The following is a 25,423-nucleotide window of genomic DNA, read 5'->3' as shown; positions in this document are numbered from 1 at the left end:
CTCCTCGGCGATTCATCCTGAAAGGGTAAAGGGTCAATGGCTGCCGGAATGACCGAAGCCGCCGGCGCCGCGCTGGCTTTCGTCGAAACTCTCGACCAGCTCGAAGTGCGCCTGCACCACCGGCACCAGTACCAACTGGGCGATGCGCTCGCCAATGGCGATCTTGAAGGCCGTCTGGCCGCGGTTCCAGCAGGAGACCATCAGCTCGCCCTGGTAGTCCGAGTCGATCAGGCCGACCAGGTTGCCCAGCACGATGCCGTGCTTGTGGCCCAGGCCCGAGCGCGGAAGGATCAGCGCGGCCAGGCCGGGATCGGCGACATAGATGGACAGGCCAGTGGGGATCAGTACGGTCTGGCCCGGCTCGAGGACGCAGTCCTCCTTGAGCATGGCGCGCAGGTCGAGGCCGGCGGAACCCGGGGTGGCGTACTGCGGCAGCGGGAAGTCGCTGCCCAGGCGGGGGTCGAGGATCTTGGCTTGCAGGGAATGCATTGAGTTCTCAGTGTTGATTGATGCGTTCGGCGATGAAGGCGATCAGCTGGCGGGCGATCTTGCCCTTGCTGGTCTGGGCAAACGCAGTCTTGTGCAATTCGCGGTCGATGACCGTGATGGCGTTCTCTTCACTATTGAAGCCGATGGACGGATTTGCGACGTCATTGGCGACGATCAGGTCGAGATTCTTGTCCTTGAGCTTGCGCGAGGCGTACTCGAGCAGGTTCTCGGTCTCCGCGGCGAAGCCGACACTGAAGGGCCGGTCCTCGCGCAGCGAGAGGGTGGCGAGGATGTCGGGATTGCGCACCAGCTGCAAGAGCAGGCCGTCACCGGTGGTGGGGTCTTTCTTGAGTTTCTGCGTGGCGACCAGTTCCGGGCGGTAGTCGGCTACGGCGGCGGAAGCGATCAGGATGTCGGCCGGCATCGCCGCTTCGCAGGCGGCGAGCATGTCGCGGGCGCTGACCACGTCGACGCGGCTCACGCGGTCCGGGGTCGGCAGGTGCACGGGGCCGGTCACCAGGGTCACGCGGGCGCCGGCTTCGGCGGCCGCTTCGGCCAGGGCGAAGCCCATCTTCCCGGAGCTGTGGTTGGTGATGTAGCGCACCGGGTCGATGTTTTCCTGAGTCGGCCCTGCGGTGATCAGGATGTGCTGGCCGGTCAGGGCCTTGAACTCGAAGCAGTCGGCGGCCAGTTGTGCCAGCTCCTCGGCCTCGAGCATGCGCCCTGGTCCGACGTCACCGCAGGCCTGGCTGCCCGCGGCGGGGCCGAAGAAGTGCAGGCCGCGGCTACGCAGCAGCTCGGCATTCACCTGGGTGGCCGGGTCGCGCCACATGGCCTGGTTCATCGCGGGGGCCAGGGCGACCTGCGCGTCGGTGGCGAGCACCAGGGTGGTCAGCAGGTCATTGGCCACGCCCTGGGCCAGGCGCGCCATCAGGTCGGCGGTGGCGGGGGCTATCAGTACCAGGTCGGCCCAGCGGGCCAGCTCGATATGCCCCATGGCCGCTTCGGCGGCAGGGTCGAGCAGGTCCAGGTGCACCGGGTGTCCGGAAAGGGCCTGAAGGGTGAGCGGCGTGATGAACTCGCGGCCACCCTGGGTCATCACGACACGCACCTCGGCGCCCTGGTCGCGCAACCGGCGGACCAGTTCGGCGCTCTTGTAGGCGGCGATACCGCCGCCGACGCCCAGAACGATGCGTTTACGATAGAGCCGCTGCATAGGCCAGCCTTAAATACGGAAATGGATGACGCGCGCTGAAGCCGATGACGCCTCCCCAGGCCTCCGGCCGCGCGCAGCGAGGGGGCTAAGATAGCACAGCGCCTGCGCCGGAACAGCGGGCGGACCAGACCTGGGAGGTTGCGTGAGAATTCTGGATTGGCCTGCGTCGGAGCGCCCCCGGGAGCGCTTGCTCGAACAGGGAGCAGCAAGCCTGAGCGATGCTGAATTGCTGGCCATCTTCCTGCGCACCGGTGTCACCGGTTGCAGTGCCGTCGACCTGGCGCGCCGGCTTCTGGTTGAGTTCGGCAGTTTGCGCGCGCTGCTGGAGGCCGACCTTGACGCGTTCTGCAGCCATCGCGGGTTGGGTCCGGCCAAGTTCACCCAGCTCCAGGCGGTGCTGGAAATGGGGCGCCGGCACCTGGCCGAGGACATGGACCGTGGCCCCGCCCTGGAAAGCCCGCAGGCAGTGCGCGACTTCCTCAAGGCGCGGCTGCGCCACGAGCCCCACGAGGTCTTCGCCTGCCTGTTCCTGGACAATCGCCACCGCCTGCTGGACTTCGAAGTGCTGTTCCACGGTTCCATCGACAGTGCCAGCGTCTACCCCCGGCAGATCGTCAAGCGCGCCCTGGCGCATAACGCCGCTGCGCTGATCCTGGCCCACAACCACCCCTCAGGGATCGCCGAGCCGAGCCAGTCCGACGACCTGCTGACCCGCCGCATCGTACAGGCGCTGGCGCTGATCGACGTGCGCGTGCTCGATCACTTCATCGTTGGTGACGGCGAGCCACAGTCAATGGCCGAGCTGGGGATGCTCTGAGACGCGCCGCTGGATGTCGCGCAGCAGGCGCCGGCGGATCAGTCCGCTGACCGGGCGGATAGCGAGCCAGTAAGGGGTGAACAGCAGGCGGCTGCGGCGGTCCGGACAGTGCACGCGGGTTTCCGTGCGGACATGGGTGAAGCCGTCCTGCTCTGCCGGTGCGCAGGAAAAATGCAGCATCAGCCTGGGCGTACCGGGTTCGGCGAAGCGCCGGAAGGCGTCGCCGTCGGCGCACGGACGCAGGCCGAAGTCGCTGCGCCAGAAGCGCCCGACCAGTCCATAGGCGATCTCGTGATCGCCATGGCGGCCCAGCAGGGTGAATTCATGCAAGCCGAAGCGTGGACGATCCTCCAGGGCATTGCGCAGCCCCAGGTGCAGGGCGAGCCGTGCAGGCGCCTCGCGGATCTGCAGGAGGCGCTGCACCAGCGGGTCGTGCTCGGCGGTCAGCTGGCTCACTGCGTCCAGCACCTGCCCGGGCGATGCCCGCATGGTCAGCGAGTGCCGCTCGGCGAACTGGAACTCGGGCAGCAGATGGTCGAGCAATTCGCTGCTCAGAGCTGCACCTTCGAGTAGTCCTGGCGGCCGAAAGGGTTCACCGTGTAGCCCTTGACGTTCTGGCGGGTCAGCGCCGAGGCGGTCGGGTGTGCCAGCGGCAGCCACAGCGCCTGGTCGTGGATGATTTGCTGCGCCTGGTGATACAGCTCGCTGCGCTTGGCCTGGTCCGCTACCGCCTTGCCCTGGCTGATCAGGCCGTCGAGCTTGTCGTCGCAGTAGCGCGCGAAGTTCAGCCCGGATTTCACGCTGGCGCAGGAGAACTGCGGGGTGAGGAAGTTATCCGGGTCGCCGTTGTCGCCGGCCCAGCCCATGAACAGCAGGTCATGCTCGCCGGCCTTGGCGCGGCGGATCAGCTCGCCCCACTCGATCACGCGGATCTCGGCCTGGATGCCGATCTGTGCCAGGTCCGCCTGCAGCAGCTGCGCGCCGACGCTGGGGTTGGGGTTGAGCAGGCTGCCGGAGGGGCGGGTCCAGATAGTGGTCTTGAAGCCGTCCTTGTGCCCGGCCTCGGCCAGCAGCGCGCGAGCCTTGTCCAGGTCGCGGGGGTAGCCGGGGATGTCCTTGGCGTAGCTCCAGGTGTTGGGCGGGTATACGCCATCGGCGGTGGTGGCGCTGCCGGCGAACACGCTCTTGAGGTAGGTGCCCTTGTCGAAGGCGAGGTTGATCGCCTGGCGTACCTTGGGATTGTCCAGCGGCGGGTGCTGGCTGTTGATGCCGACGAAGGCGGTCATGAAGGCCGGGGTCTGTTCGACCTTCAGGCTGGCGTCCTTGGTAGCGGCCTCTACGTCCAGCGGCTTGGGCGACAGGGCGATCTGGCATTCGCCGCGCTTGAGCTTCTGCAGGCGCACGCTGGCGTCCGGGGTGATGGCGAACACCAGGTTATCCACAGCTGGCTTGCCGCCGAAGTACTCGGTGTTGGCGGCGTAGCGCACCACGGCGTCCTTCTGGAAACGCTTGAAGACGAAGGGGCCGGTGCCGATCGGCTGGGCGTTGAGCTTCTCCGGGGTGCCGGCCTTCATCAACTGGTCGGCGTACTCGGCCGAATAGATGGAGGCGAAGCCCATGCTGAGCATTGCCAGAAAGGTGGCGTCCGGGTGGTTGAGGCTGAAGCGTACATGGTGCTCATCGACCTTCTCCACGGCCTTGACCAGGCTCGGCAGCTGCATCGACTGGGCATGGGGGAAGCCGCTCTGGGCGACCTTGTGCCAGGGCTGGGCCGGGTCGAGCATGCGCTGGAAGCTGAACACCACGTCGTCGGCGGCAAGCGTCCGGCTCGGCTTGAAGTAGTCGGTGTGGTGGAAGGCCACGCCGTCGCGCAGCTGGAAGTCATAGGTCAGGCCATCGTCGGAGACCTTCCAGCTCTCGGCCAGGCTCGGCACTACTTCGCCGCGGGCGGCATCGAAGTCCACCAGGCGGTTCATCAGCACGTCGGCCGAGGCGTTGGTGGTGGTCAGCGAGTTGTACTGGACCACGTCGAAGCCTTCGGGGCTGGCTTCGGTGCACACGCTCAGCGAGGCGGCGCTGGCGAGAGCAGGGGAAAGCAGGAGGGCGAGAAGGGCAAGACGCATGACGGACTCCGTGTAAGCTGGCAAGATGCCCATCCGCGAGGCTGGGCGGGTCATGCAAGGCTGTTGGCAGCCTCGAAGGAGCTACCCTAGACCAAGCCGCCGCCCGTCACAACGATGACAGGCGACGAACGGCACCAGTGCCGCGGCCCGCGGGGGCTGGCGTCGGCTTTTTCGAGTCATGCTTTCCCTTGCAGCTGGAAGTGTCTTTCTGATATAAAGCTGCGCTCTTTTCTGGGGCCCTGCTCTGATCCTGCGACTCGATCGCGGCGAAGCGGCAGTTAAGACCCCGGTGAAACTGAGAATCCTATTGAGTTAAGCAGCCAACCCATGCCGGGTTTGGCATGTGGTTTACAGAGGGCTGAGCCATGTCGAGAGTTTGCCAAGTGACCGGTAAGGGTCCGGTTACCGGGAACAACATTTCCCACGCACACAACAAAACCCGCCGCCGTTTCCTGCCGAACCTGCAGCACCACCGTTTCTGGGTTGAATCCGAGAAGCGCTTCGTGCGTCTGCGCGTTTCCGCCAAAGGCATGCGTATCATCGACAAGCGTGGCATCGAGGCCGTTCTGAACGACCTGCGCGCCCGCGGCGAAAAATTCTAAGGAGCTGCAGTCATGCGCGAACTGATCCGTTTGGTGTCCAGCGCCGGTACCGGCCATTTCTACACCACCGACAAGAACAAGCGTACCAAGCCTGAGAAAATCGAGATCAAGAAATACGATCCGGTTGTTCGCAAGCACGTGATCTACAAGGAAGCCAAGATCAAGTAATTGATCTTCGCCCTTGTGAAGAAACCCGCCCCTCGTGGCGGGTTTTTTCTTGCCTGCCGTTTTTCCTGTGAAACGGCAGGCACAAAAAAGCCCGCCATTCGGCGGGCTTTTTCAGGTTCGGGTGCTCAGGCCTTCTGCTCGAAGATCACATAGACCTTGCGGCAGGGCTCCAGTACTTCCCAGGTGCCGCTGAAGCCGGCCGGGATGACGAAGCGGTCGCCGACGCGCACGGTCTTGGCGCCGCCATTGGCGTCACGGATCACCGACACACCCTGGAGAATCTCGCAGTACTCGTGCTCGGTGTAGCTGACGTTCCAGTGGCCCGGCTCGCCTTCCCAGATGCCCACGTTGAACTGGCCGCAGTCGCTGGCGTAGTGGTTGCGTACGTTCTGCGCCGGGTCGCCCTTGATGATGCGGTCCGGGGCGGGACGGTAGTGTTCGGGGGCGGTGGTGGCCTGGGCGAAATCGACGATCTGCTCGACGTTCATGGCGGTCTCGGTTCTTTAGAGTTGTTGGCGAGAGTGCGTGCGGGCACGCGCAGCGCTGTTGGATATTTACTCCGAAGCGGCTGTCGGAAAACCATCAGCCGACGAATCAAGGCAGTCTATGTTTAATAAAACGAACGTGACAAGGCCATTTGGCCGCTTAGTGTAAAAAATATTGAAAATTGGCTGCCTCCGGTTTAGGGTGGCGAACAGCATGCGTTCGCTCCGCCTTGCGATATTTTTGACAGTGCGCCCGCCGGGCGCCTGCACCTGATAAGTACATTAATAAGAGGACACGTTGTCATGGGTACCCTCACTCGCGCCGATTGGGAAGCTCGCGCCAAGGACCTGAAGATCGAAGGCCGCGCCTTCGTCAACGGTGAATACGTCGACGCCGCATCCGGCGCCACCTTCGATTGCATCAGCCCTGTGGATGGCCGCTTCCTGGCCAAGGTCGCCAGCTGCGACCTGGCCGATGCCGAAAGTGCCGTGCAGGTTGCCCGTGCCGCCTTCGATTCCGGCTCCTGGTCGCGCCTGGCCCCGGCCAAGCGCAAGAAGGTCATGATCCGTTTCTCCGAGCTGCTGCTGGAGAACGCCGAGGAACTGGCCCTGCTGGAAACCCTCGACATGGGCAAGCCGATCAGCGATTCGCTGAGCATCGACGTGTCCAGCGCCGCCAACAGCCTGCGCTGGAGCGGTGAAGCGATCGACAAGATCTACGACGAAGTCGCCGCCACCGCCCACAACGAACTGGGCCTGGTCACCCGCGAGCCGGTCGGCGTGGTTGCCGCCATCGTGCCGTGGAACTTCCCCCTGCTGATGACCTGCTGGAAACTCGGCCCGGCGCTGTCCACCGGTAACTCGGTGATCCTCAAGCCTTCCGAGAAGTCGCCGCTGACCGGCATCCGCATCGCCCAGCTGGCCATCGAGGCCGGTATCCCGAAAGGCGTGTTCAACGTCCTGCCGGGCTTCGGCCACACCGTCGGCAAGGCCCTGGCCCTGCACATGGACGTCGATACCCTGGTGTTCACCGGTTCGACCAAGATCGCCAAGCAGCTGATGGTCTACGCGGGCGAATCGAACATGAAGCGCGTCTGGCTGGAAGCCGGTGGCAAGAGCCCGAACATCGTCTTCGCCGACGCTCCGGACCTGAAAGCCGCTGCTGAAGCTGCCGCCAGCGCCATCGCCTTCAACCAGGGCGAAGTCTGCACCGCCGGCTCGCGCCTGCTGGTGGAGAAGTCGATCAAGGCCGAGTTCGTGCCGATGGTCGTCGAAGCCATCAAGGCCTGGAAGCCGGGCAACCCGCTGGACCCGGAAACCAACGTCGGTGCGCTGGTCGACACCACCCAGATGAACAACGTGCTGAGCTATATCCAGGCTGGCCACGACGACGGCGCCAAGCTGGTGGCCGGCGGCAAGCGCACCCTGGAAGAGACCGGCGGTACCTACGTCGAGCCGACCATCTTCGACGGCGTGACCAACGCCATGCGCATCGCCCGTGAAGAGATCTTCGGCCCGGTGCTGTCGGTCATCGAGTTCACCGATGCCGAAGAAGCCGTGCGCATCGCCAACGACACTCCGTACGGCCTGGCCGCCGCGGTGTGGACCAGCGACCTGTCCAAGGCCCACCTGACCGCCAAGGCGCTGCGCGCCGGCAGCGTGTGGGTGAACCAGTACGACGGCGGCGACATGACCGCTCCGTTCGGTGGCTTCAAGCAGTCCGGCAACGGTCGCGACAAGTCGCTGCACGCCTTTGACAAGTACACCGAGCTGAAAGCCACCTGGATCAAGCTCTGATCCTCGGCTGAAGCAGGTCGGCCCCGATCCAGGGGCCGGCTCTGACAAAGAGCCACACCCGCGGCCGGGTTTCCCTCAGGGAAACCCGGCCGCTGTGCATTGCGCATCGGGCACCCTCGCGCCTGGCGTGCGCTCCGGATGGAACGGGAGAAAGACAATGCGTTGGGGTCCATATTTTGCTGTGTGTGCTGCCGTCATCAGCATCGGTCTAGCCCTGGGCCTGACCATGCCGCTGGTCTCGTTGCGCCTGGAAGGCTGGGGCTATGGCAACTTCGCCATCGGCGTCATGGCGTCCACGCCGGCGGTGGGTGTGCTGCTGGGTGCGATGATTGCCGGGCGCCTCGCGGCGCGCGTCGGCACGCCGCTGTTGATGCGCCTGTGCCTGCTTTCCGGGGCCTTCTCGGTCGGCCTGCTGGCGCTGCTGCAGAGCTACCCGATCTGGCTGTTCCTGCGCCTGCTGATCGGCGTGCAACTGACCGTCGTGTTCATCCTCGGTGAGAGCTGGATCAACCAGCTGGCCATCGAGAAATGGCGCGGTCGCCTGGTTGCCCTGTACGGTACCGGCTACGCGTTGAGCCAGCTGTCCGGCCCGGTGCTGCTGACCTTCATCGGCACCGTCGATAACCGTGGCTTCTGGTTCAGCGTCTGCCTGCTGGTGGGCGGCTCCCTGCTGCTGCTCGGCCGTACCGGCGCCCCCAAGGTCGACCCGCACAGCGCCAATGGGCGCGGGCTTTTCGCCTTCTGCGGCCAGCTCCCGGCGATTGCCTGGGCGGTGGTGCTGTTCGCCGGCTTCGAGGCGATGATCCTCACCCTGCTGCCGGTCTACGGCATCCAGCAGGGCTTCACCCAGGCGGTGGCGCTGGCGATGGTGAGCACCGTGGTGGTCGGCGATGCGCTGCTGCAACTGCCCATCGGCTGGCTGGCTGACCGTATCTCGCGGCAGACGCTGTTCAAGGGCTGCGGCATCGTGCTGTTCCTCAGTAGCCTGGCCATGCCGCCACTGCTGCATCACATCGCCATCTGGCCGGTGCTGGTGCTGTTCGGCGCGAGTGCCGGCGGGCTGTTCACCCTGTCGCTGATCCTCATCGGCGAGCGTTATCGCGATGACGCGCTGGTCCGCGCCAATGCCCACATTGCCCAGCTGTGGGGCATCGGTTGCCTGATCGGGCCGCTGGCCACGGGAGCAGCCAGCCAGTGGATCAGCGGCCACGCGCTGCCGTTGGTGATGGCGCTGGGGGCGGTCGGCTTTGTGATCCTGGTGAGCCTGCGCGGCTTGCCGCCGGTGATGCGCTCGACCGACGCCGAACTGCAACAGGAGCGTTCCTAGAGCATCTTCTCCAGCCCGATGGCGCCGGCGATCCATGCGTTGAGCCGGCGCCAGGCGTTGCCCGGCTCACGATCCAGCGCCACCAGCTTGCCGCCGCGCTCCTCGATCCAGACCAGCTTCGGCGGGTCGCTGTTCGGCGCGACCTTCACCTGGTAGCTGACGCTCGGCGACATGCTCGCCAGCGCCAGGCGGCGCACCTGATCGGCCAGCTCCGGGCTGTCGACGATGATGCCGACCTCGGTGTTCCACAGCACCGAGCGCGGGTCGAAGTTCAGCGAGCCGACGAACACTTTCTGCTGGTCGAACACCGCCGCCTTGCTGTGCAGGCTGGCGCTGCTCGACCCGCGCACCATCCATGGCGCCCCGGACAGGCGCTGGTCCGGATCGGCGCGCAGCTCGTAGAGCTTCACCCCGTGCTCCAGCAGTTCCAGTCGATAGGGCGCATAGCCGGCGTGCACGGCGGGCACATCGGTCGCCTCCAGCGAGTTGGTCAGCAGGCGCACGCTGACGCCGCTGTCCGCGCGCTGGGTCAGGTAGTCGACGCCGGCGCTGGTCGGCACGAAGTAGGCCGAGACCAGGATCAGCTCCTTCGACACGCCATCGAACAGCGGCTGCAGCTGGGTGCTGAGCAGCTGCTCACCCTTCGGGTCGCCCTGGTCGAGCACTTTCAGTGGCGTATCCCAGACCGCCTTGCCCGGCGCCCAGACCAGGTCGTCCAGCCAGTTCTGCAGGTGCGGGCGATCGCTGTTGCGGTTCAGCCGCGCAATGTAGCTGGAGCTTTTCACCCGCTCCTTCGCCAGGTAGTGATCCAGCTTGCGGCGCATGCGGTTGAGTTCGTCGAGGTCCGGCTCACCCCACAGGTAGTCCTCGATTGGGCGGCTGATGCGGCTGTTCCAGTACTGGTCGAAGCTCTGCCCCAGCGACTGCGCCACCGGGCCGACGCCCATCAGGTCGAGGTCGCTGAAGTTCATCTCGGCCTTGGCGTCGAAGTACTCATCGCCCAGGTTGCGGCCCCCGACGATGGCCACGCTGTTGTCCGCCAGCAGCAGCTTGTTGTGCATCCGTCGATGCTGCTCGGAGAGGTTGAACAGTCGCCCGAGGTTGCGCGTCACACCGGTGCTGCGGCCCAGGTGCAGCGGGTTGAACAGGCGCACCTGGATGTTCGGGTGGGCGGCGAGGGCGCCCAGCTCGTAGTCCCAGCCATCGCTGCTGGTGTCGTCGATCAGGATACGCACGCGCACGCCGCGGTCCGCTGCGTGTAGCAACTCGCGGATCAGCGCCCGGGTAGTGAGGCCGTCGTGGACGATGTAGTACTGGACGTCGAGGCTGCGCTGGGCCTTGCGGATCAACTCGGCGCGGGCGAGGAAGGCGTCGACGCTGGAGGCCAGCAGGTGGAAGCCTGACTGGCCGGGATGGGAGGCGGCCTGCTCGCTGATCTGGTTGTCCAGCCGGGTGCCCTGCACCGGCAGCACGTGCGAAGGCTCGGGCGGCGGCGCGCTGGCGCAGCCACCCAGGGCCAGCAGGATCAGCAGGAGCAGGCGTGGAAGCAAAGAGGAGTCTCCGACAAGCCCGCCGGTGACGGGCTGCGGAAGATTCTAGCCGCTGGAACGCAGCGGCGGTCAGCCGCCGAGGGTTTCCTTGAAGCGGTACCAGGCCATGCCCAGGGCCAGCAGCGGCGAGCGCAGCAGCTTGCCGCCAGGGAAGGTGATGTGCGGCACCTTGGCGAACAGCTCGAAGCCGCTGCCATGCTGCCCGGCGATGGCTTCGGCGAGCAGCTTGCCGGCCAGGTGGGTGGCGTTGACGCCATGGCCGGCGTAGGCCTGGGCGAAGTACACGTTGGGTTGGTCGGGCAGGTGACCGATCTGCGGCAGGCGGTTGGCGCCGATGCCGATCATGCCGCCCCACTGGTAGTCGATGCGCACGTTCGCCAGGTGCGGGAACACCTTGAGCATCTTCGGTCGCATGTACGCGGCGATGTCCGCTGGGTCGCGCCCGGAGTAGTGGCAGGCGCCGCCGAACAGCAGACGGTTGTCGGCGGAAAGCCGGTAGTAGTCCAGCGCCACGCGCTGGTCGCACACTGCCATGTTCTGCGGCAATAGCGCGTGCGCCTGCTCGGCGGACAACGGTTCGGTGGCGATCACGTAGCTGCCGGCGGGCAGTACCTTGCCGTCGAGATAGGGGTTCAGCCGGTTCTGGTAAGCGTTGCAGGCGATCACCAGGGACTTGGCGCGCACGCTGCCGTTGGCGGTGCGCACACGCACTTCGTTGCCATAGTCGATGCCGGTGACGGCAGAGTTCTCGAACAGCCTGACGCCCAGGCTCTGCGCTGCGGCGGCTTCGCCGAGGGCGAGATTGAGTGGGTGCAGGTGGCCCGAGCCCATGTCCACCATGCCGCCGACGTACTGGTCGGAGCCGACGATGGAGCGCATATCCTCTTTCGGGACCACGCGCAGTTCGTGGCGGTAACCGAGGCCTTTCAGTTCGTCGAAATCTTCCTGGAAGCCCTCGACATCCGAGGGCTTGTTGGCCAGGTCGCAGTAGCCCCAGGTCAGGTCGCAATCGATGGTGTACTGCTCGACGCGGCGACGGACGATCTCCACCGCTTCCAGGCCCATCAGCTTCATGGCGTGGACGCCGTCGGCGCCCACCACCGGCTCGAACTGCTCCAGGCCGTGGCCGACGCCGCGGATCAGTTGACCGCCGTTGCGCCCGCTGGCGCCCCAGCCGATCTGGTGGGCCTCCAGCAGGATCACCGAGAGCCCGCGCTCGGCCAGCTCGATGGCCGTGTTCAGCCCGGAGAAGCCACCGCCGATGACGCACACGTCGGCCTTTTCCTCGCCGGCCAGGGGCGGTACTTCGAGGCGGCGGTTGACGCTCGCGGCGTAGTAGGACGGGGCGTGGCGGTCGGTGTGCACCGGCTGGTGAACGCGGGCGTTCATGTGCGATATCCTGATTTTTGTGTTGTTAAAATTTTACGCAGGATAAACGCCGACTTCCCGCCCAGCCAATAGCCTTGGCCGGAAAAAGCGCCGGGACGTCGTAAATAGATCGAATGAGCTTGCCGCAAACGGCGGGGAATCAGCCCGCTTTTCAGTCGGGGATGGGCAGCGTGAGGCTTTCCTTCACCTCTTCCATCACGATGTAGCTCTTGGATTCGCGCACGTGGGGCAGCTTGAGCAGGATGTCGCCCAGCAGTTTGCGGTAGGAGGCCATCTCGGAGATGCGCGCCTTCACCAGGTAGTCGAAGTGGCCCGACACCAGGTGGCATTCCAGCACGTGGGGCAGCTTGAGCACCGAGCGGCGGAAGTCCTCGAAGGTATCGCCGGACTTGTAGTCCAGGCTGATCTCGACGAACACCAGCAGGCTGGCCTTGAGGTACTGCGGGTTCAGCCGGGCGTTGTAGCCCATGATGATTCCCTCGCGCTCCAGCCGGCGCACGCGCTCGGTGCACGGCGTGGTGGAGAGGCCGACGCGCTCGCCCAGTTCGGTGAAGGAGATGCGACCTTCTTCCTGCAGGATACGCAGGATGTTGCGGTCGATCTTGTCCAGTTCGCGACGGCTTTGGTGCTGGGTTCTCATGGGAGGGACTCTGAAGTCGAGCGATGAGCTTTGGGGGAATGTCGGCAATATAGTCGGTTGTGCAGGGAATATCACTGGCATCCCTTGAACTTCCCGCGCCGGACGGCCAGCCTGTAGGCCAACGCTTCGTCCCTTTCGGCGAGGCCGGCCGCTTTCCGCCGAGGTTTTCGCATGTCGCTTCCCCGCTGGCGCACCGTTCTCCTGCTGCTATTGCTGCTCCTGGCAATGGCGGTCGGTGCTGTGTGGCTGGCGGTTCCGCGCCTGTTGGCGAATGCCGGGGTGAGCGTCGAGCAATGGCAGGGCCTGGGCGTCTCCCGGCAAGGCCTGGCGCTGCAGCGCCTGGCCCTCCAGCGCCAGACACCGGACGGTTCGCGACTCGCGATCCAACTGCAGGACCTGCGCGTCGGTTGGCCCGAGCATGAAGACGGGCGTTGGCGGCTCAAGGAACTGGGCGCCCGCAGCGTCGATGTACGCCAATGGCCGGGGCAAGCGGCGTTGGAGGAAGACGCCGCGCTGCCGGATATTGCCCAGCTCAACCGCTGGCTGGCCCTGCTGCCCGGTCGGCTGGCGCTGGAGCACATCGCCGTCGAGCTGCCCTGTGCCCGCGAGCAGCGCTGCACCCTCAATGGCAGCGCGCACTGGCAGCAGATCCAGGGCGGCGCCGCCGCGCTGGGCGGAGAGCTGCGCCAGGGCGGCCAGCAACTGGCGTTCAACGGCCTGCTGCAACCCGGCGATGGCCGGTGGCGCCTGCAACTGGACAGCTACCTGGACAACGAGCAGCTGCTTTCCCTGGACTCCAGCTGGGCGCCGGCCAGCCGCCAGCTCAGCGGCAACATCGCCAGCCCCGCCGTGCCGCCGGTGCAGGCAGTGCGCAACTGGCTGGGCATGTGGCTGCCGACGCCGAACCTGCCGTTGCCGATCCCCGAGGCCGGGCGCCTGCGCCTGAGCTGGGACACGCAACTGGCCGGCGACGCCGCCTGGCCGGACTGGCCGGGCCTGCGCGATGGCCGTGGCAGCGTCGATCTGTCCCTGCAACTGCCGCAACCCTGGCCGCTACCGGGCGCGGGCAGCCTGCAGGGCGATCTGCGACTGATTGCCAGTGGCACCGATATCGGTTGGCGGCCCTCGGTGATCAGTGGTGACCTGCGTCTTTCCGATCTCTACGGCGACTGGCTGCAGGCGCTGCCGGTCGGTTTGCGCCCGGCACGCCTGACGCTGCACCTCGAGCCCGGGGTAGAAGAAGAGACTGGCAGCGTACGCGCCGACCTGCGCGCCGTGGGGGCCGCCGACCTGCGCTTGCGCTCCCGTGTGGCCCTGCTGGAGGCGACCCCGCTGGCGTTGCAACTGAATGACTCACGGCTGGAGGGCAAGATTCCGCATATGGAACTGGCCGGCCTGCGCGGTGATAACAGCCGCGTCGACCTGAGCTTCGACGCCCGGGTGGATCAGCAGTCGGCGAGTTTCAACCTGGCCGATGGTGGGCAACTGCAGGTCGGCACGCTGATCGGCCCGCAGTCGCTCAAGGCCAGCAAGCTCGTCGCTACTCTGGGTAAAGGCACGCTGAACTTGGGCTATGCGAGCGAGGCGCCCGTCAGCCTGCAACTGAATGCCCCGCTGAAACTGGCCGTGGGCGAGCTGCGTCAGCCCCACGTCAAACCGCTGTCCTGGAATGCGATGGGTACATTCGCCGCAAGCCTCGACGCCCAGCAGTTCAAGGGCCGCCTGTTGAACAGCGGCGGGCTGAATGCCGAGGTCGACCTGAATAACTCGACAAAGCAGGGCGTCGCGTTGCTCGCGCGGCAGGCGGAGTTCTTCCTGCGCACTGGCAACCCGGTGGAAAAGTCCCTGGCCGACTGGCCGGGCCTGCTCAGCCTGAACAATGGCAAGGCGAGCTTCGACCTGAACTGGCGACTGCCGCCGGGTACTGCGCCGCAGAGCTTCGACCTGAATCTGCGCGGCAGCGGGCTGGAGGGTGTCTATGACCGCAGCGAGGTCCATGGCCTCGACCTGCAGGCGAAGCTCGCCCTTAATGGCTCGCAGATGGACCTGCAATTACCGCAGGTCAAAGTCGCCTCGCTCAACCCCGGCGTCACCCTCGGCCCGCTGTCCCTGCAGGGCCGCTATAAGGCTTCGCTGGACGCGCCATTGGCTGGGCGGATCGACTGGCAGCAGGCGGAACTCGGCTTGTTCAACGGACGTGCCTGGTTGCCGGCCGGTACCGTGGATCTTTCCACCCGTGGCCAGGGTCTTACCCTGAAGCTGGAAGGGTTGGCACTGGAGGCGATTCTGGCGGCCTATCCGGCCGAAGGGCTGTCCGGTAGCGGGATCATCGACGGCAACCTGCCGCTCGGCCTCCACGATGGCAAGCTGGTCATCCAGGGTGGCGAGGTAGCGGCTCGTGAACCGGGTGTGTTGCAGTTCCGCTCGGCGAAGATCCAGGCGCTCGGCCAGAGCAACCCGGCCATGCAGCTGGTGGCCACGGCCATCGACGATTTCCGTTACGACAAGCTCAGCAGCCGTGTGGATTATGATGAATCCGGCAAATTGCTTCTCGCCCTGAGCCTGAGCGGGCGCAATCCCGAACTGGAACAGGGCCGGCCGATCAACCTCAACGTCAACCTGGAGGAGAACGTGCCCAAGCTGCTCACCAGCCTGCAATTGAGCGACCGGGTCAGCGACACCATCCGCAAGCGCGTGCAGGATCGCCTGCGCAACGACCCGGCCGCCGCGCCATGACCGCAAGGAGAACCTGAAATGCGCCTCCGCGCCCTATTCGCACTACTGCTCCTGGCAGGCCTTGCCCAGGGTTGCACGCCCACCGTGCAGCTGGCAGCTCCCAAGGAGCCGATCAACATCAACCTCAACGTGAAGATCGAGCACGAGATCTATATCAAGGTCGACAAGGCGCTCGACGGCATCATCAACGAGAACAGCGGCCTGTTCTGATAAGGAGTCTTTGCATGAGATTGCACCGCAAACTGGGCGTCGCGCTGGTCGCCCTCTGCCTTAGCCTGCCGGTCATGGCCATGAGCCTGGAGCAGGCGATGTCCGCGCTGGGTGGCGCCAAGTCCCAGGGGCTGGTCGGCGAGCAGGCCGACGGTTACCTGGGCGTCGTGAAGAACGGCGGTGACGCCGCCGAAGTTGCCGCGCAGATCAATGCCGCGCGCCGCGCCGAGTACCAGAAGGTCGCCAGCCAGAGTGGCGCCACCCTCAAGGACGTGGAATCCCTGGCCGGCAAGAAGGCCATCGAGCGCACGCCCTCGGGGCAGTATGTGCAGGTCAACGGCCAGTGGGTGCGCAAGTAAGCGCGCCAAGGGGATTTCCCTGCTCGCCGCCGTGTCTGGCGGCGAGTCACGGATACTTCGGCGAAAGCAGGTAATTCCCGCTGGTGAAGGGGTTGGCGCGAGAAGTTCTGGTCAATACCGTCCTGTTCGCTATTTCCTCTCGACTTGATGAAACTTTCGCCAGATCCTCGACCATCCGGTCTTGGGTGAAATGAGCGCAACCATGGTGGATGTCACTCCGTGAAAGCGACTTTTGCCAGGAATTTTCGTCAAAACATGCATCGCAATCAGTGAATATCGCTGAGCCTGACTTCCTATACTGCGCGCATCTACGTTCAGAATAAGAAACGTCCGCGCCCCTGGCGCGACGTAGGAGGCAAAGATGCGCGTTCTGGTGCTTGGCAGCGGTGTGATCGGTACCGCCAGTGCTTACTATCTCGCCCGTGCCGGCTTCGAAGTGGTCGTCGTCGACCGCCAGCCCGGCCCGGCCCTGGAAACCAGCTTCGCCAACGCCGGCCAGGTGTCCCCTGGCTACGCCTCGCCCTGGGCCGCCCCGGGCATCCCGCTCAAGGCCATGAAATGGCTGCTGCAGACCCACGCCCCCCTGGCCATCAAGCTGACCGGCGACCCGAGCCAGTACAGCTGGATGTGGCAGATGCTGCGCAACTGCAACGCCAAGAGCTACGCGGTGAACAAGGAGCGCATGGTGCGCCTGTCCGAGTACAGCCGCGACTGCCTCGACGAACTGCGCGCCGAGACCGGCATCACTTACGAAGGCCGTTCCCTGGGCACCACCCAGCTGTTCCGCACCCAGGCCCAGCTGGACTCCGCCGCCAAGGACATCGCCGTCCTGGAAAGCACCGGCGTTCCCTATGAAGTGCTGGACCGCGCCGGCATCGCCCGCGTCGAGCCGGCCCTGGCCAAGGTCGCCGACAAGCTGGTTGGCGCCCTGCGCCTGCCCAACGACCAGACCGGCGACTGCCAGATGTTCACCACCCAGCTGGCCGAGATGGCCAAGGCCCTGGGCGTCGAATTCCGCTTTGGCCAGGACATCCAGCGCCTGGACTTCGCCGGCGACCGCATCAATGGCGTCTGGGTCGATGGCCAGCTGGTCACCGCCGACCGCTACGTGCTGGCGCTGGGCAGCTACTCGCCGCAGATGCTCAAGCCGCTGGGTATCGACGCCCCGGTCTACCCGCTCAAGGGCTACTCGCTGACCGTGCCGATCACCAACCCGGACATGGCGCCGACCTCGACCATCCTCGACGAGACCTACAAGGTCGCGATCACCCGTTTCGACCAGCGCATCCGCGTCGGCGGCATGGCGGAAATCGCCGGCTTCGACCTGTCGCTGAACCCGCGTCGCCGCGCCACCCTGGAAATGATCACCACCGACCTCTACCCGGAAGGCGGCGACGTCAGCCAGGCGGAGTTCTGGACCGGCCTGCGCCCGGCCACCCCGGACGGCACCCCGATCGTGGGGGGCACCCGCTTCCGCAACCTGTATCTCAACACAGGCCACGGTACCCTGGGCTGGACCATGGCTTGCGGCTCGGGCCGCTATCTCGCCGACCTGATGGCCAAGAAGCGCCCGCAGATCAGCACCGAAGGTCTGGACATCTCCCGCTACGGTTCCACTTCGGAGGCACAGAATGGCCATCCAGCGCCTGCACACTAATCAGCGGATGAGCCAGGTCGTCGTCCACAACGGCACGGCCTACTTGGCCGGCCAGGTGGCCGATGACCTTACTGCCGATGTCGAGCAGCAGACCCGCGAAGTCCTCGCCAGTATCGAGCGTCTGCTCGATGAGGCCGGCACTGACAAGTCGCGGATCCTCTCGGCAACCATCTACCTCAAGGACGTCGCTGCCGACTTCGCCGGCATGAACGGCGTCTGGGACCAGTGGGTCCCGCAGGGCTGCGCCCCGGCGCGCGCCACCGTCCAGGCGGCGCTGTGCTACCCGGAGATCCTCGTCGAGGTCTCCATCGTCGCCGCACTGCCCTGACTGTTTTGCGTGGCCCGGCCGGAGCGCCGGGTTTTTTTCGTCCGTCGTTTCTGTTCCACCCACTCTAAGAGAGCCTCGCCATGCGTCCCGCCCGTGCCCTGATCGACCTCGCCGCCCTGCGCCACAACTACCGCCTGGCCCGTGAAGTCACCGGCGCCCGAGCGCTGGCGGTGGTCAAGGCTGACGCCTACGGCCATGGTGCGGTGGTATGCGCTCGTGCGCTGGAGGGTGAGGCCGACGGTTTCGCCGTGGCCTGCATCGAGGAAGCGCTGGAGCTGCGCGAAGCCGGCATCCGCGCACCGATCCTGCTGCTTGAAGGTTTCTTCGAAGCCAGCGAGCTGGAGCTGATCGACGCCCATGACTTCTGGTGTGTGGTGCATTCGGCCTGGCAGCTGGAGGCCATCGAGCAAGCGCGCCCGAGCAAGCCGCTGACCGTCTGGCTGAAGATGGACTCGGGCATGCACCGCGTCGGTTTCTTCCCGCAGGATTACGCCGCCGCGCTGGCGCGCCTGAAGGCGCTGCCCCACGTGGCCAAGGTCGTGCTGATGAGCCACTTCTCCCGTGCCGACGAGCTTGACTGCCCGCGCACCGAGGAGCAGGTCGCCGCTTTCCAGGCCGTGCGCGAAGTCGCGGGCCAGGGCCATGAAGTCAGCCTGCGCAACTCTCCCGGCATCCTCGGCTGGTCCGAAGTGCCCAGTGACTGGGTGCGCCCCGGCATCATGCTCTATGGCGCCACCCCCTTCGAACAGGCACACCCGCTGGCCGACCAGCTGCGCCCGGTGATGACCCTGGAGTCCCAGGTCATCAGCATCCGCGAACTGCCGGCCGGCGAGCCGGTGGGCTATGGCGCGCGCTTCATCGCCGACCGCCCGGTGCGCGTGGGCGTGGTCGCCATGGGTTACGCCGACGGCTATCCGCGCCATGCGCCGGACGGCACGCCGGTGTTCATCGACGGCAAGCCCAGCCGCATCATCGGTCGCGTTTCCATGGACATGCTCACCGTGGACCTGACCGATCTGCCGGCTGCCGGCCTGGGCAGCCGCGTCGAGCTCTGGGGCCCGAATGTGCCAGCCAGCGACCTCGCCGCCCGCTGCGGCAGCATCCCCTACCAGCTGTTCTGCAACCTCAAGCGCGTCCCGCGGGTCTATAGTGGCGAATGACGGATACCGCCCGTAAAGTTTGCGCAGGATCGACGGGCGATCTGTTGTAAATACTGAACGGTGTTGCCATGATACGTGGCACTTGGAACCCGCTCGGCTCAAGCCGTTGCGGGTTCTGCCTTTCAGAGCCTGCCTGATCACAAGAATAAGGAGGACCCCACCCTTGGACGTCGGTGCTCGTCTGCAAGCCATCCGTAAGCTCAAAGGTTTGTCCCAGCGCGAACTCGCCAAACGGGCGGGTGTGACCAACAGCACAATCTCGATGATCGAGAAGAACAGCGTCAGCCCCTCCATCAGTTCGCTGAAGAAAGTGCTGGGTGGTATTCCGATGTCCCTGGTCGAGTTCTTTTCCCTCGATCTTGAGCAGAGCAGCAACACTCCTGTGGTCTACAAGGCAGACGAGCTCAGCGACCTGTCCAGCGGCTCGATCATCATGAAGCTGATCGGCAAGGACTACCCCAGCCGCGCCATCACCCTGCTCGACGAGACCTATCCGCCAGGCTCCGACACCGGTGACGACATGTACGCCCACGAAGGCGAAGAGACCGGCGTTTTGGTCGAAGGCCGCCTGGAACTGACCGTCGGCGACGAGACTTTCGTCCTCGAATGCGGCGACAGCTACTATTTCGACAGCACCAAGCCGCACCGCTTCCGCAACCCGTTCGAAGCCCCGGCTCGGCTGATCAGCGCGACCACACCGGCAAATTTTTGAACAGCCGGTAGGACCGGCCAGACCCGCTGCGACCTAATGCCGCAAGACCCCGCTAGAGGGTGCAATTGTTTCGAGCTTCCCGGCTTTGCCGTTATACTTGCGCCCGCTCGCGCGGCCCGAGACTGTGACTGCACCGCGACCGGGCGTGATAAGCCACGATGAGGGTGAAAGGGTGAACCTGATTAGAAAAATCCTGGCAGCCCAAGCTGCCGTACTGGCCCTGTGGGCAGTGAGCGTTCAGGCCGCGACCAACGATGACGCCATTGCCAAGCGTCTCGAACCTGTCGGCAAAGTCTGCGTCCAGGGCAAGGAATGCGAAGGCGTTGGCGCCGTCGCTTCTGCCGGCGGTGGCGGTGCCCCGCGTTCGGGCGAAGAGATTGTCGGCAAGGTCTGCACCACTTGCCACGGCAGCGGCCTGCTGGGCGCGCCGAAAGTCGGCGACAAGGCTGACTGGGGCAAGCGTGCCAAAGAGCAGGGCGGTATCGACGGCCTGCTGGCCAAGGCCATCTCGGGTATCAACGCCATGCCGCCCAAGGGCACCTGCGCTGATTGCTCCGATGACGAGCTGAAAGCTGCGATTCACCACATGTCCGGCCTGTAACAGCCGGCCTGTGCGAAAAAGCCGCCCAAGGGCGGCTTTTTCATGCCCGCGATTTGTCACCGTGTGAGTCGCGGGAGCAACTTTTGCGTAAAGCCGGTCCAAACTCCAGTCGTTGAAACGAACCAGGAGGGACGCCCGGTGCAATCCTGCTCGATCGAAACTGCCGTCGAACACCTGCTGCAGCGCCTGGAGGGGCCTATCCGCCTTGGCCTGCCGCTCGGGCTGGGCAAGCCCAACCAGTTGGCCAACGCGCTGTACCGGCACATCCGCGAGAACCCTCGCCGGCAGCTGACGCTCTACACCGCGCTGTCGCTGGGCCGCCCGCAGGCCGGCGGCGAGCTGCAGCGGCGCTTCCTCGAACCCTTCGTCGAGCGCATCTACGATGACTACCCCGAACTGGACTACCTGCGCGACCTGCGCAGCGGCAGCCTGCCGGAGAACATCCGCGTCGAGGAGTTCTACCTGCAGCCCGGCAGCCTGCTGGACAGCGCCCCGGCGCAGCAGAACTACATCAGCTGCAATTACAGCCACGTGGCGCGCGATATCAACGCCAAGGGCGTCAATGCCGTTGCCCAGCTGGTGGCCCGCGACCCGGCCCGGCCGGGCAAGCTCAGCCTGGCCTGCAACCCGGACATCACCCTCGACCTGCTGCCGATGCTGCAGCGCCGCCGTGCAGCGGGCGAAACCATCGTCACCATCGGCGTCGTCCACGACCAGTTGCCCTACATGCCCGGCGACGCCGAAGTGGACGAAGACTTCTTCGACCTGCTGGTGGACGCGCCGGGCGATAGCAGCACGCTGTTTTCCACACCCAACATGCCGGTAGGGCTGCAGGATCACTGCATTGGCCTGCACGCCAGCGCGCTGGTGCGTGACGGCGGCACCCTGCAGGTCGGCATTGGCTCCATGGGCGACGCCCTGACCTCGGCCCTGCTTACCCGCCATCGCGACAACGCCGGTTATCGGGCGCTGCTCGATAGCCTCGATTCCACCGCCCGCCACGCCGAGCTGATCGAACGCGACGGTGGTCTCGCTGCCTTCGAACAAGGCCTCTACGGCTGCAGTGAAATGTTCGTTCCCGGCCTGCTGGCGCTGGCCGAAGCGGGCGTATTGAGCCGGCGGGTCGCGGCGCGGCCGGGTTCATCGCCCAGCGAGCCGGGCGTCTGGCTCCACGGCGGCTTCTTCCTCGGCCCACAGGCCTTCTACCGGCGCCTCCGCGAGATGCCGCGCGAGGAGCTGGCCGGGATCGGCATGACCGGCATCGGCTTCGTCAACAACCTCTACCGCGACGAAGAGCTCAAGCGCGAGCAGCGCCGCTATGCGCGCTTCATCAACAGCGCCTTCACCGTGACGCTGCTGGGCGCCGGTGTGGCCGACCAATTGGAAGACGGTCGCGTGCTCAGCGGTGTCGGCGGGCAGTACAACTTCGTTGCCCAGGCCCATGAGCTGGAAGGTGGGCGCTCGATCCTGATGCTGCGCAGTTGGCGCGAGTCCGAGGGCGAGCTGAGTTCCAACATTGTCTGGAGCTACGGCCACACCACCATCCCCCGGCACCTGCGCGACATGGTGGTGACCGAGTACGGTGTCGCCGACCTGCGCGGCAGGAACGATGCCGAGGTAATCGCCGCGCTGCTGGCCATCGCCGACTCGCGCTTCCAGGACGAGCTGATCGCCCAGGCCCAGGAGGCCGGCAAGCTGCCGAAGGATTTTGAGCTCGATGCCCGCTACCGCGACAACACGCCGGAGCGCCTGCGCGAAGCGACTCGTGACTTGCGCGAGCTGCTGCCGGAGTTCCCCCTGGGGTGCGACTTCACCGAGCATGAGCGCGAGTTGCTGCGGGCCTTGGGCTGGCTCAAGAGCAAGCTGAAGCTAAGCGAGATACTCGAACTGGGCAAGGCGACGCTGGATGCGCCGGAGCCGGAAGCCTTTCCGGTACATCTGCAACGTATGGGGCTGGCGAAGCCGGATGGATTGCGCGAAGAGCTTTATCAGCGGCTGGTGCTGGCTGGCCTGAAAGCCAGTGCCGAGCCAAGCCGGTAGGGCGCATAACGCGCCAGCGTTATCCGCCGCCAGGAGCCGGCGGATAACCTGTTCCAGGTTATGCGCCCTACGCAAGGCTGGCTTGCGGGCGTAAAAAAGGCGGGCCCTGTCGACGCCCGCCTTTTTCGTGGAGCGGTGGATCAGTCTTCGAGGAACTCGACCTGACCATTGGCCAGGGACTTCACGCGAGCCAGGGATTCCACGCGGTAGCCTTCGCTTTCCAGCAGGGCGCGGCCTTCCTGGAAGGACTTCTCGATGACGATGCCCAGACCGGCGACGCTGGCGCCTGCCTGCTGGATCAGGTCGATCAGCGCCTTGGCGGCGTGGCCGTTGGCGAGGAAGTCATCCACCACCAGTACGTGGTCAGCGGCGGTCAGGTGCTTGGCGGAGATGGCGATGGTGCTTTCGGTCTGCTTGGTGAAGGAGAAGACCTTGGAGATCAGCAGGTCGTTCTTCAGCGTCAGCGACTGGAACTTGCGGGCGAAGATCACCGGGATGCCCAGCTCGAGGCCGGCCATGACCGCCGGGGCAATGCCCGAGGCCTCGATGGTGACGATCTTGGTAATGCCCTGGTTCTTGAAGCGTTCGGCGAACTCGTGGCCGATCAACTTCATCAGCGCCGGGTCGATCTGGTGGTTGAGGAAGGCGTCTACCTTGAGGACCTGTTCGGAAAGAACGATGCCTTCGCTGCGAATTTTGTCTTTGAGAGTGTTCACGGGGGGTGCTTCCGGAGCGGCTGTCGCTGATGAAGCGCGTAATTCTACAACGCCAGTGGCCATCTGCGCGACGTTCCGACCAATGCAATTGCTGATCGAGTGGACAGTTTTTCGATGGATGGCCGCGCGTGATCCCGGTGCGGTGCCTTTCTGTAGGAGCGAGTTTGCTCGCGAACCGCACGGCGAAGAGCTTCGCGAGCAAGCTCGCTCCTACAGGGAACAGCCTCAGCGCTTGAGCATCGCCCGGATATCCGCCAGGGCCGAGTTGCCCTTGGCCACCTTGACCTCCTGCGGCGCGTCTTCCTGGCCTTCCCAGACCAGGTCTTCGGGTGGCAATTCGTCGAGGAAGCGGCTGGGCGAGCAGTCGATGATCTCGCCGTATTGCTTGCGCTTGGCGGCGAAGGTCATGGCCAGGTTCTTCTTTGCCCGGGTGATGCCCACGTAGGCCAGGCGCCGTTCCTCCTCGATGGTGTCGGCCTCGATGCTGGAGCGGTGCGGGAGGATTTCTTCTTCCACGCCGAGAATGAACACGTAGGGGAATTCCAGGCCCTTGGAGGCGTGCAGGGTCATCATCTGCACGCCGTCGGCGCCTTCTTCCTCTTCCTGCTGGCGTTCGAGCATGTCGCGCAGCACTAGCTTGGCGATGGCCTGCTCGATGGTCATGTCGCCTTCTTCGTCGCGCTCCAGGGTGTTCTTCAGTGCTTCGATGAGGAACCAGACGTTGCCCATGCGGAAGTCGGCGATCTTGTCGCTGGACGCGTTCTGCCGCAGCCAGTTCTCGTAGTCGATGTCCATCACCATGCTGCGCAGCGCGCCGATCGGGTCGCTGCCGGCGCACTGCTCGCGGACCTTGTCGATGAAGCGCTTGAAGCGCTGCAGACGCTCGATGTAGCGGGCGTCCAGGTGTTCGGACAGGCCCAGCTCGCCGGAGGCGTTGAACATCGAGCAGCCGCGCTCGGTGGCGTAGTTGCCGAGCTTCTCCAGAGTGGTGGAACCGATCTCCCGGCGCGGCACGTTGATCACGCGGAGGAAGGCGTTGTCATCGTCCGGGTTCACCAGCAAGCGGAAGTAGGACATCAGGTCCTTCACTTCCTGCCGTCCGAAGAAGCTGGTGCCACCTGACAGGTGATAGGGAATCTGGTGGTGCTGAAGTTTCAGCTCGATCAGCTTCGCCTGATAGTTGCCCCGGTAGAGGATGGCGAATTCGCTGTAGGGCCGCTGCGTCTTCAGGTGGATGGTGAGGATTTCCATCGCTACCCGCTCGGCCTCGGACTCCTCGTTGCGGCAACGGATCACGCGGATCGGGTCGCCTTCGCCCATCTCGCTCCACAGCTGCTTCTCGAACACGTGGGGGTTGTTGGCGATGAGGATGTTGGCGCATTTGAGGATGCGGCTGGTGGAGCGGTAGTTCTGCTCCAGCATCACCACCTTCAGCGAGGGAAAGTCCTCCTTCAGCTGCATCAGGTTTTCCGGCCGCGCGCCGCGCCAGGCGTAGATCGACTGGTCGTCGTCGCCCACCACGGTGAAGTGCGCGCGCTGCTGCACCAGCATCTTCACCAGCAGGTACTGGCTGGCGTTGGTGTCCTGGTATTCGTCCACCAGCATGTAGCGCACGCGGTTGCGCCACTTGTCGAGGATCTCCGGATGCTCCTGGAACAGCTTCACCGGCTGCAGGATCAGGTCGTCGAAGTCCACCGCGTTGTAGGCCTTGAGCGTGCGCTGGTAGTGCAGGTAGACCATCGCGGCGGTCTGTTCCTTGGGATTGCGCGCCTTTTCCAGCGCTTCTTCCGGAAGGATCAGGTCATTCTTCCAGCTGCCGATCAGGCCCTTGATCTCGTCCAGACCGTCATCGCCGGAATATTCCTTCTGCATGATGTCGGTCATCAGTGCCTTCACATCGCTCTCGTCGAAGATCGAGAAGCCGGGCTTGTAGCCCAGGGCCGCGTGTTCCTTGCGGATGATGTTCAGGCCCAGGTTGTGGAAGGTCGAGACGGTCAGGCCCTTGCCCTCGCCGGGGCGCAGCAGGGTGCTGACGCGCTCCTTCATCTCGCGGGCGGCCTTGTTGGTGAAGGTCACGGCGACGATGTACTGGGCGCGGATGCCGCACTGCTGCACCAGGTAGGCGATCTTGCGGGTGATCACGCTGGTCTTGCCGGAGCCGGCGCCGGCCAGCACCAGGAGCGGGCCGCCGACGTAGTTCACGGCCTCTTGCTGCCGGGGATTGAGTCGGGACATGAAAGGCGGGGTCTGTAGTGGAGCGGGCGCGTATTCTAGCAGGCCGTGCCGGGCGTCGGGGTGCCG

At 65.2% G+C, this 25,423-nt stretch carries 24 protein-coding genes; 14 read left to right on the top strand and 10 right to left on the bottom strand.

Annotated features, from left to right (window positions below; translation table 11 throughout):
• Positions 1-33: 33 nt before the first annotated feature.
• Positions 34-489, bottom strand: a complete 456-nt coding sequence (gene dut / locus ACKI1H_RS03705; protein ID WP_081515156.1) for a dUTP diphosphatase — start codon at positions 487-489, stop codon at positions 34-36.
• A gap of 7 nt (positions 490-496) precedes the next feature.
• Positions 497-1,705, bottom strand: a complete 1,209-nt coding sequence (gene coaBC, locus ACKI1H_RS03700) for a bifunctional phosphopantothenoylcysteine decarboxylase/phosphopantothenate--cysteine ligase CoaBC (protein ID WP_045217692.1) — start codon at positions 1,703-1,705, stop codon at positions 497-499.
• A gap of 142 nt (positions 1,706-1,847) precedes the next feature.
• Here coaBC and radC point away from each other — a divergent pair, with 142 nt between their 5' ends.
• The gene (gene radC / locus ACKI1H_RS03695) at positions 1,848-2,522 is read left to right on the top strand and encodes a RadC family protein (RefSeq protein WP_138525940.1); all 675 of its coding nucleotides are present in this window, start codon (positions 1,848-1,850) and stop codon (positions 2,520-2,522) included.
• Here the strand turns inward: radC and ACKI1H_RS03690 are convergent.
• Both ACKI1H_RS03690 and ACKI1H_RS03685 read right to left on the bottom strand, forming a co-directional pair.
• A complete protein-coding gene (locus tag ACKI1H_RS03690; RefSeq protein WP_440467686.1) occupies positions 2,496-3,065 on the bottom strand; it encodes a hypothetical protein in 570 nt (189 codons plus the stop codon). The genes radC and ACKI1H_RS03690 overlap by 27 nt on opposite strands.
• Before the next feature lie 8 nt (positions 3,066-3,073).
• The gene (locus ACKI1H_RS03685; protein ID WP_440467685.1) at positions 3,074-4,645 is read right to left on the bottom strand and encodes an ABC transporter substrate-binding protein; all 1,572 of its coding nucleotides are present in this window, start codon (positions 4,643-4,645) and stop codon (positions 3,074-3,076) included.
• A gap of 365 nt (positions 4,646-5,010) precedes the next feature.
• Between ACKI1H_RS03685 and rpmB the strand changes: the two genes are divergently transcribed.
• Both rpmB and rpmG read left to right on the top strand, forming a co-directional pair.
• Entirely contained in the window at positions 5,011-5,247 is a 237-nt protein-coding gene (rpmB, locus tag ACKI1H_RS03680) for a 50S ribosomal protein L28 (protein WP_009614118.1), read from the top strand.
• Positions 5,248-5,259: 12 nt separating this feature from the next.
• Positions 5,260-5,415, top strand: coding sequence for a 50S ribosomal protein L33 (gene rpmG / locus ACKI1H_RS03675; RefSeq protein WP_017520721.1), 156 nt, complete (start codon positions 5,260-5,262; stop codon positions 5,413-5,415).
• Between the two features lie 125 nt (positions 5,416-5,540).
• On the opposite strand, the gene ACKI1H_RS03670 is transcribed toward rpmG, so the two are convergent.
• On the bottom strand, positions 5,541-5,903 hold the full coding sequence (locus ACKI1H_RS03670) for a cupin domain-containing protein (protein WP_024762072.1): 363 nt from the start codon (positions 5,901-5,903) through the stop codon (positions 5,541-5,543).
• A 300-nt stretch (positions 5,904-6,203) separates the two neighbouring features.
• Between ACKI1H_RS03670 and ACKI1H_RS03665 the strand changes: the two genes are divergently transcribed.
• Both ACKI1H_RS03665 and ACKI1H_RS03660 read left to right on the top strand, forming a co-directional pair.
• Positions 6,204-7,697, top strand: coding sequence for an aldehyde dehydrogenase (locus ACKI1H_RS03665; protein WP_045217682.1), 1,494 nt, complete (start codon positions 6,204-6,206; stop codon positions 7,695-7,697).
• Between the two features lie 157 nt (positions 7,698-7,854).
• A complete protein-coding gene (locus tag ACKI1H_RS03660; RefSeq protein WP_440467684.1) occupies positions 7,855-9,024 on the top strand; it encodes an MFS transporter in 1,170 nt (389 codons plus the stop codon).
• Here the strand turns inward: ACKI1H_RS03660 and ACKI1H_RS03655 are convergent.
• The 3 genes from ACKI1H_RS03655 to dadR all read right to left on the bottom strand — a co-directional run bounded on the left by ACKI1H_RS03655 (position 9,021) and on the right by dadR (position 12,603).
• Positions 9,021-10,574 carry a phospholipase D family protein gene (locus tag ACKI1H_RS03655; RefSeq protein ID WP_440467683.1) on the bottom strand — a complete coding sequence of 518 codons (1,554 nt, stop codon included), beginning with the start codon at positions 10,572-10,574 and terminating at the stop codon, positions 9,021-9,023. The genes ACKI1H_RS03660 and ACKI1H_RS03655 overlap by 4 nt on opposite strands.
• A 69-nt stretch (positions 10,575-10,643) precedes the next feature.
• On the bottom strand, positions 10,644-11,963 hold the full coding sequence (locus tag ACKI1H_RS03650; protein WP_440467682.1) for an NAD(P)/FAD-dependent oxidoreductase: 1,320 nt from the start codon (positions 11,961-11,963) through the stop codon (positions 10,644-10,646).
• A 151-nt stretch (positions 11,964-12,114) separates the two neighbouring features.
• Entirely contained in the window at positions 12,115-12,603 is a 489-nt protein-coding gene (gene dadR, locus ACKI1H_RS03645; RefSeq protein WP_015479539.1) for a transcriptional regulator DadR, read from the bottom strand.
• Positions 12,604-12,774: 171 nt separating this feature from the next.
• Here dadR and ACKI1H_RS03640 point away from each other — a divergent pair, with 171 nt between their 5' ends.
• The 9 genes from ACKI1H_RS03640 to ACKI1H_RS03600 all read left to right on the top strand — a co-directional run bounded on the left by ACKI1H_RS03640 (position 12,775) and on the right by ACKI1H_RS03600 (position 22,406).
• Positions 12,775-15,339, top strand: coding sequence for an intermembrane phospholipid transport protein YdbH family protein (locus ACKI1H_RS03640; RefSeq protein WP_440467681.1), 2,565 nt, complete (start codon positions 12,775-12,777; stop codon positions 15,337-15,339).
• 18 nt (positions 15,340-15,357) lie between these two features.
• Positions 15,358-15,549, top strand: coding sequence for a YnbE family lipoprotein (locus ACKI1H_RS03635; RefSeq protein WP_081515164.1), 192 nt, complete (start codon positions 15,358-15,360; stop codon positions 15,547-15,549).
• 14 nt (positions 15,550-15,563) lie between these two features.
• Positions 15,564-15,908, top strand: a complete 345-nt coding sequence (locus ACKI1H_RS03630) for a YdbL family protein (protein WP_138525947.1) — start codon at positions 15,564-15,566, stop codon at positions 15,906-15,908.
• Positions 15,909-16,269: 361 nt separating this feature from the next.
• On the top strand, positions 16,270-17,565 hold the full coding sequence (gene dadA / locus ACKI1H_RS03625) for a D-amino acid dehydrogenase (protein ID WP_138525948.1): 1,296 nt from the start codon (positions 16,270-16,272) through the stop codon (positions 17,563-17,565).
• Positions 17,540-17,893, top strand: a complete 354-nt coding sequence (locus ACKI1H_RS03620) for a RidA family protein (protein ID WP_138525949.1) — start codon at positions 17,540-17,542, stop codon at positions 17,891-17,893. Before dadA ends, ACKI1H_RS03620 begins: the two co-directional genes overlap by 26 nt.
• Positions 17,894-17,973: 80 nt before the next feature.
• Positions 17,974-19,053 (top strand): alanine racemase, encoded by a 1,080-nt coding sequence (alr, locus tag ACKI1H_RS03615; protein ID WP_138525950.1) that lies wholly within the window; start codon positions 17,974-17,976, stop codon positions 19,051-19,053.
• A gap of 163 nt (positions 19,054-19,216) precedes the next feature.
• Positions 19,217-19,765, top strand: a complete 549-nt coding sequence (locus ACKI1H_RS03610; protein ID WP_024762080.1) for a cupin domain-containing protein — start codon at positions 19,217-19,219, stop codon at positions 19,763-19,765.
• Positions 19,766-19,937: 172 nt separating this feature from the next.
• Positions 19,938-20,366, top strand: coding sequence for a c-type cytochrome (locus tag ACKI1H_RS03605; RefSeq protein WP_338110203.1), 429 nt, complete (start codon positions 19,938-19,940; stop codon positions 20,364-20,366).
• Between the two features lie 198 nt (positions 20,367-20,564).
• A complete protein-coding gene (locus ACKI1H_RS03600) occupies positions 20,565-22,406 on the top strand; it encodes an acetyl-CoA hydrolase/transferase C-terminal domain-containing protein (RefSeq protein ID WP_440468818.1) in 1,842 nt (613 codons plus the stop codon).
• Positions 22,407-22,546: 140 nt separating this feature from the next.
• Here the strand turns inward: ACKI1H_RS03600 and ACKI1H_RS03595 are convergent, their stop codons facing one another.
• The gene (locus ACKI1H_RS03595; RefSeq protein WP_081515169.1) at positions 22,547-23,122 is read right to left on the bottom strand and encodes a xanthine phosphoribosyltransferase; all 576 of its coding nucleotides are present in this window, start codon (positions 23,120-23,122) and stop codon (positions 22,547-22,549) included.
• Between the two features lie 225 nt (positions 23,123-23,347).
• The gene (rep, locus tag ACKI1H_RS03590; protein ID WP_138217085.1) at positions 23,348-25,357 is read right to left on the bottom strand and encodes a DNA helicase Rep; all 2,010 of its coding nucleotides are present in this window, start codon (positions 25,355-25,357) and stop codon (positions 23,348-23,350) included.
• Positions 25,358-25,423 lie beyond the last annotated feature (66 nt).

This window comes from Pseudomonas sp. YH-1 (assembly GCF_051990045.1).
In the GTDB taxonomy this organism is placed as follows: Bacteria; Pseudomonadota; Gammaproteobacteria; order Pseudomonadales; family Pseudomonadaceae; genus Pseudomonas; species Pseudomonas nicosulfuronedens.
The sequence above is the reverse complement of the archived record's forward strand: the minus strand, read 5'-3'. Positions and strand labels throughout refer to the sequence as shown.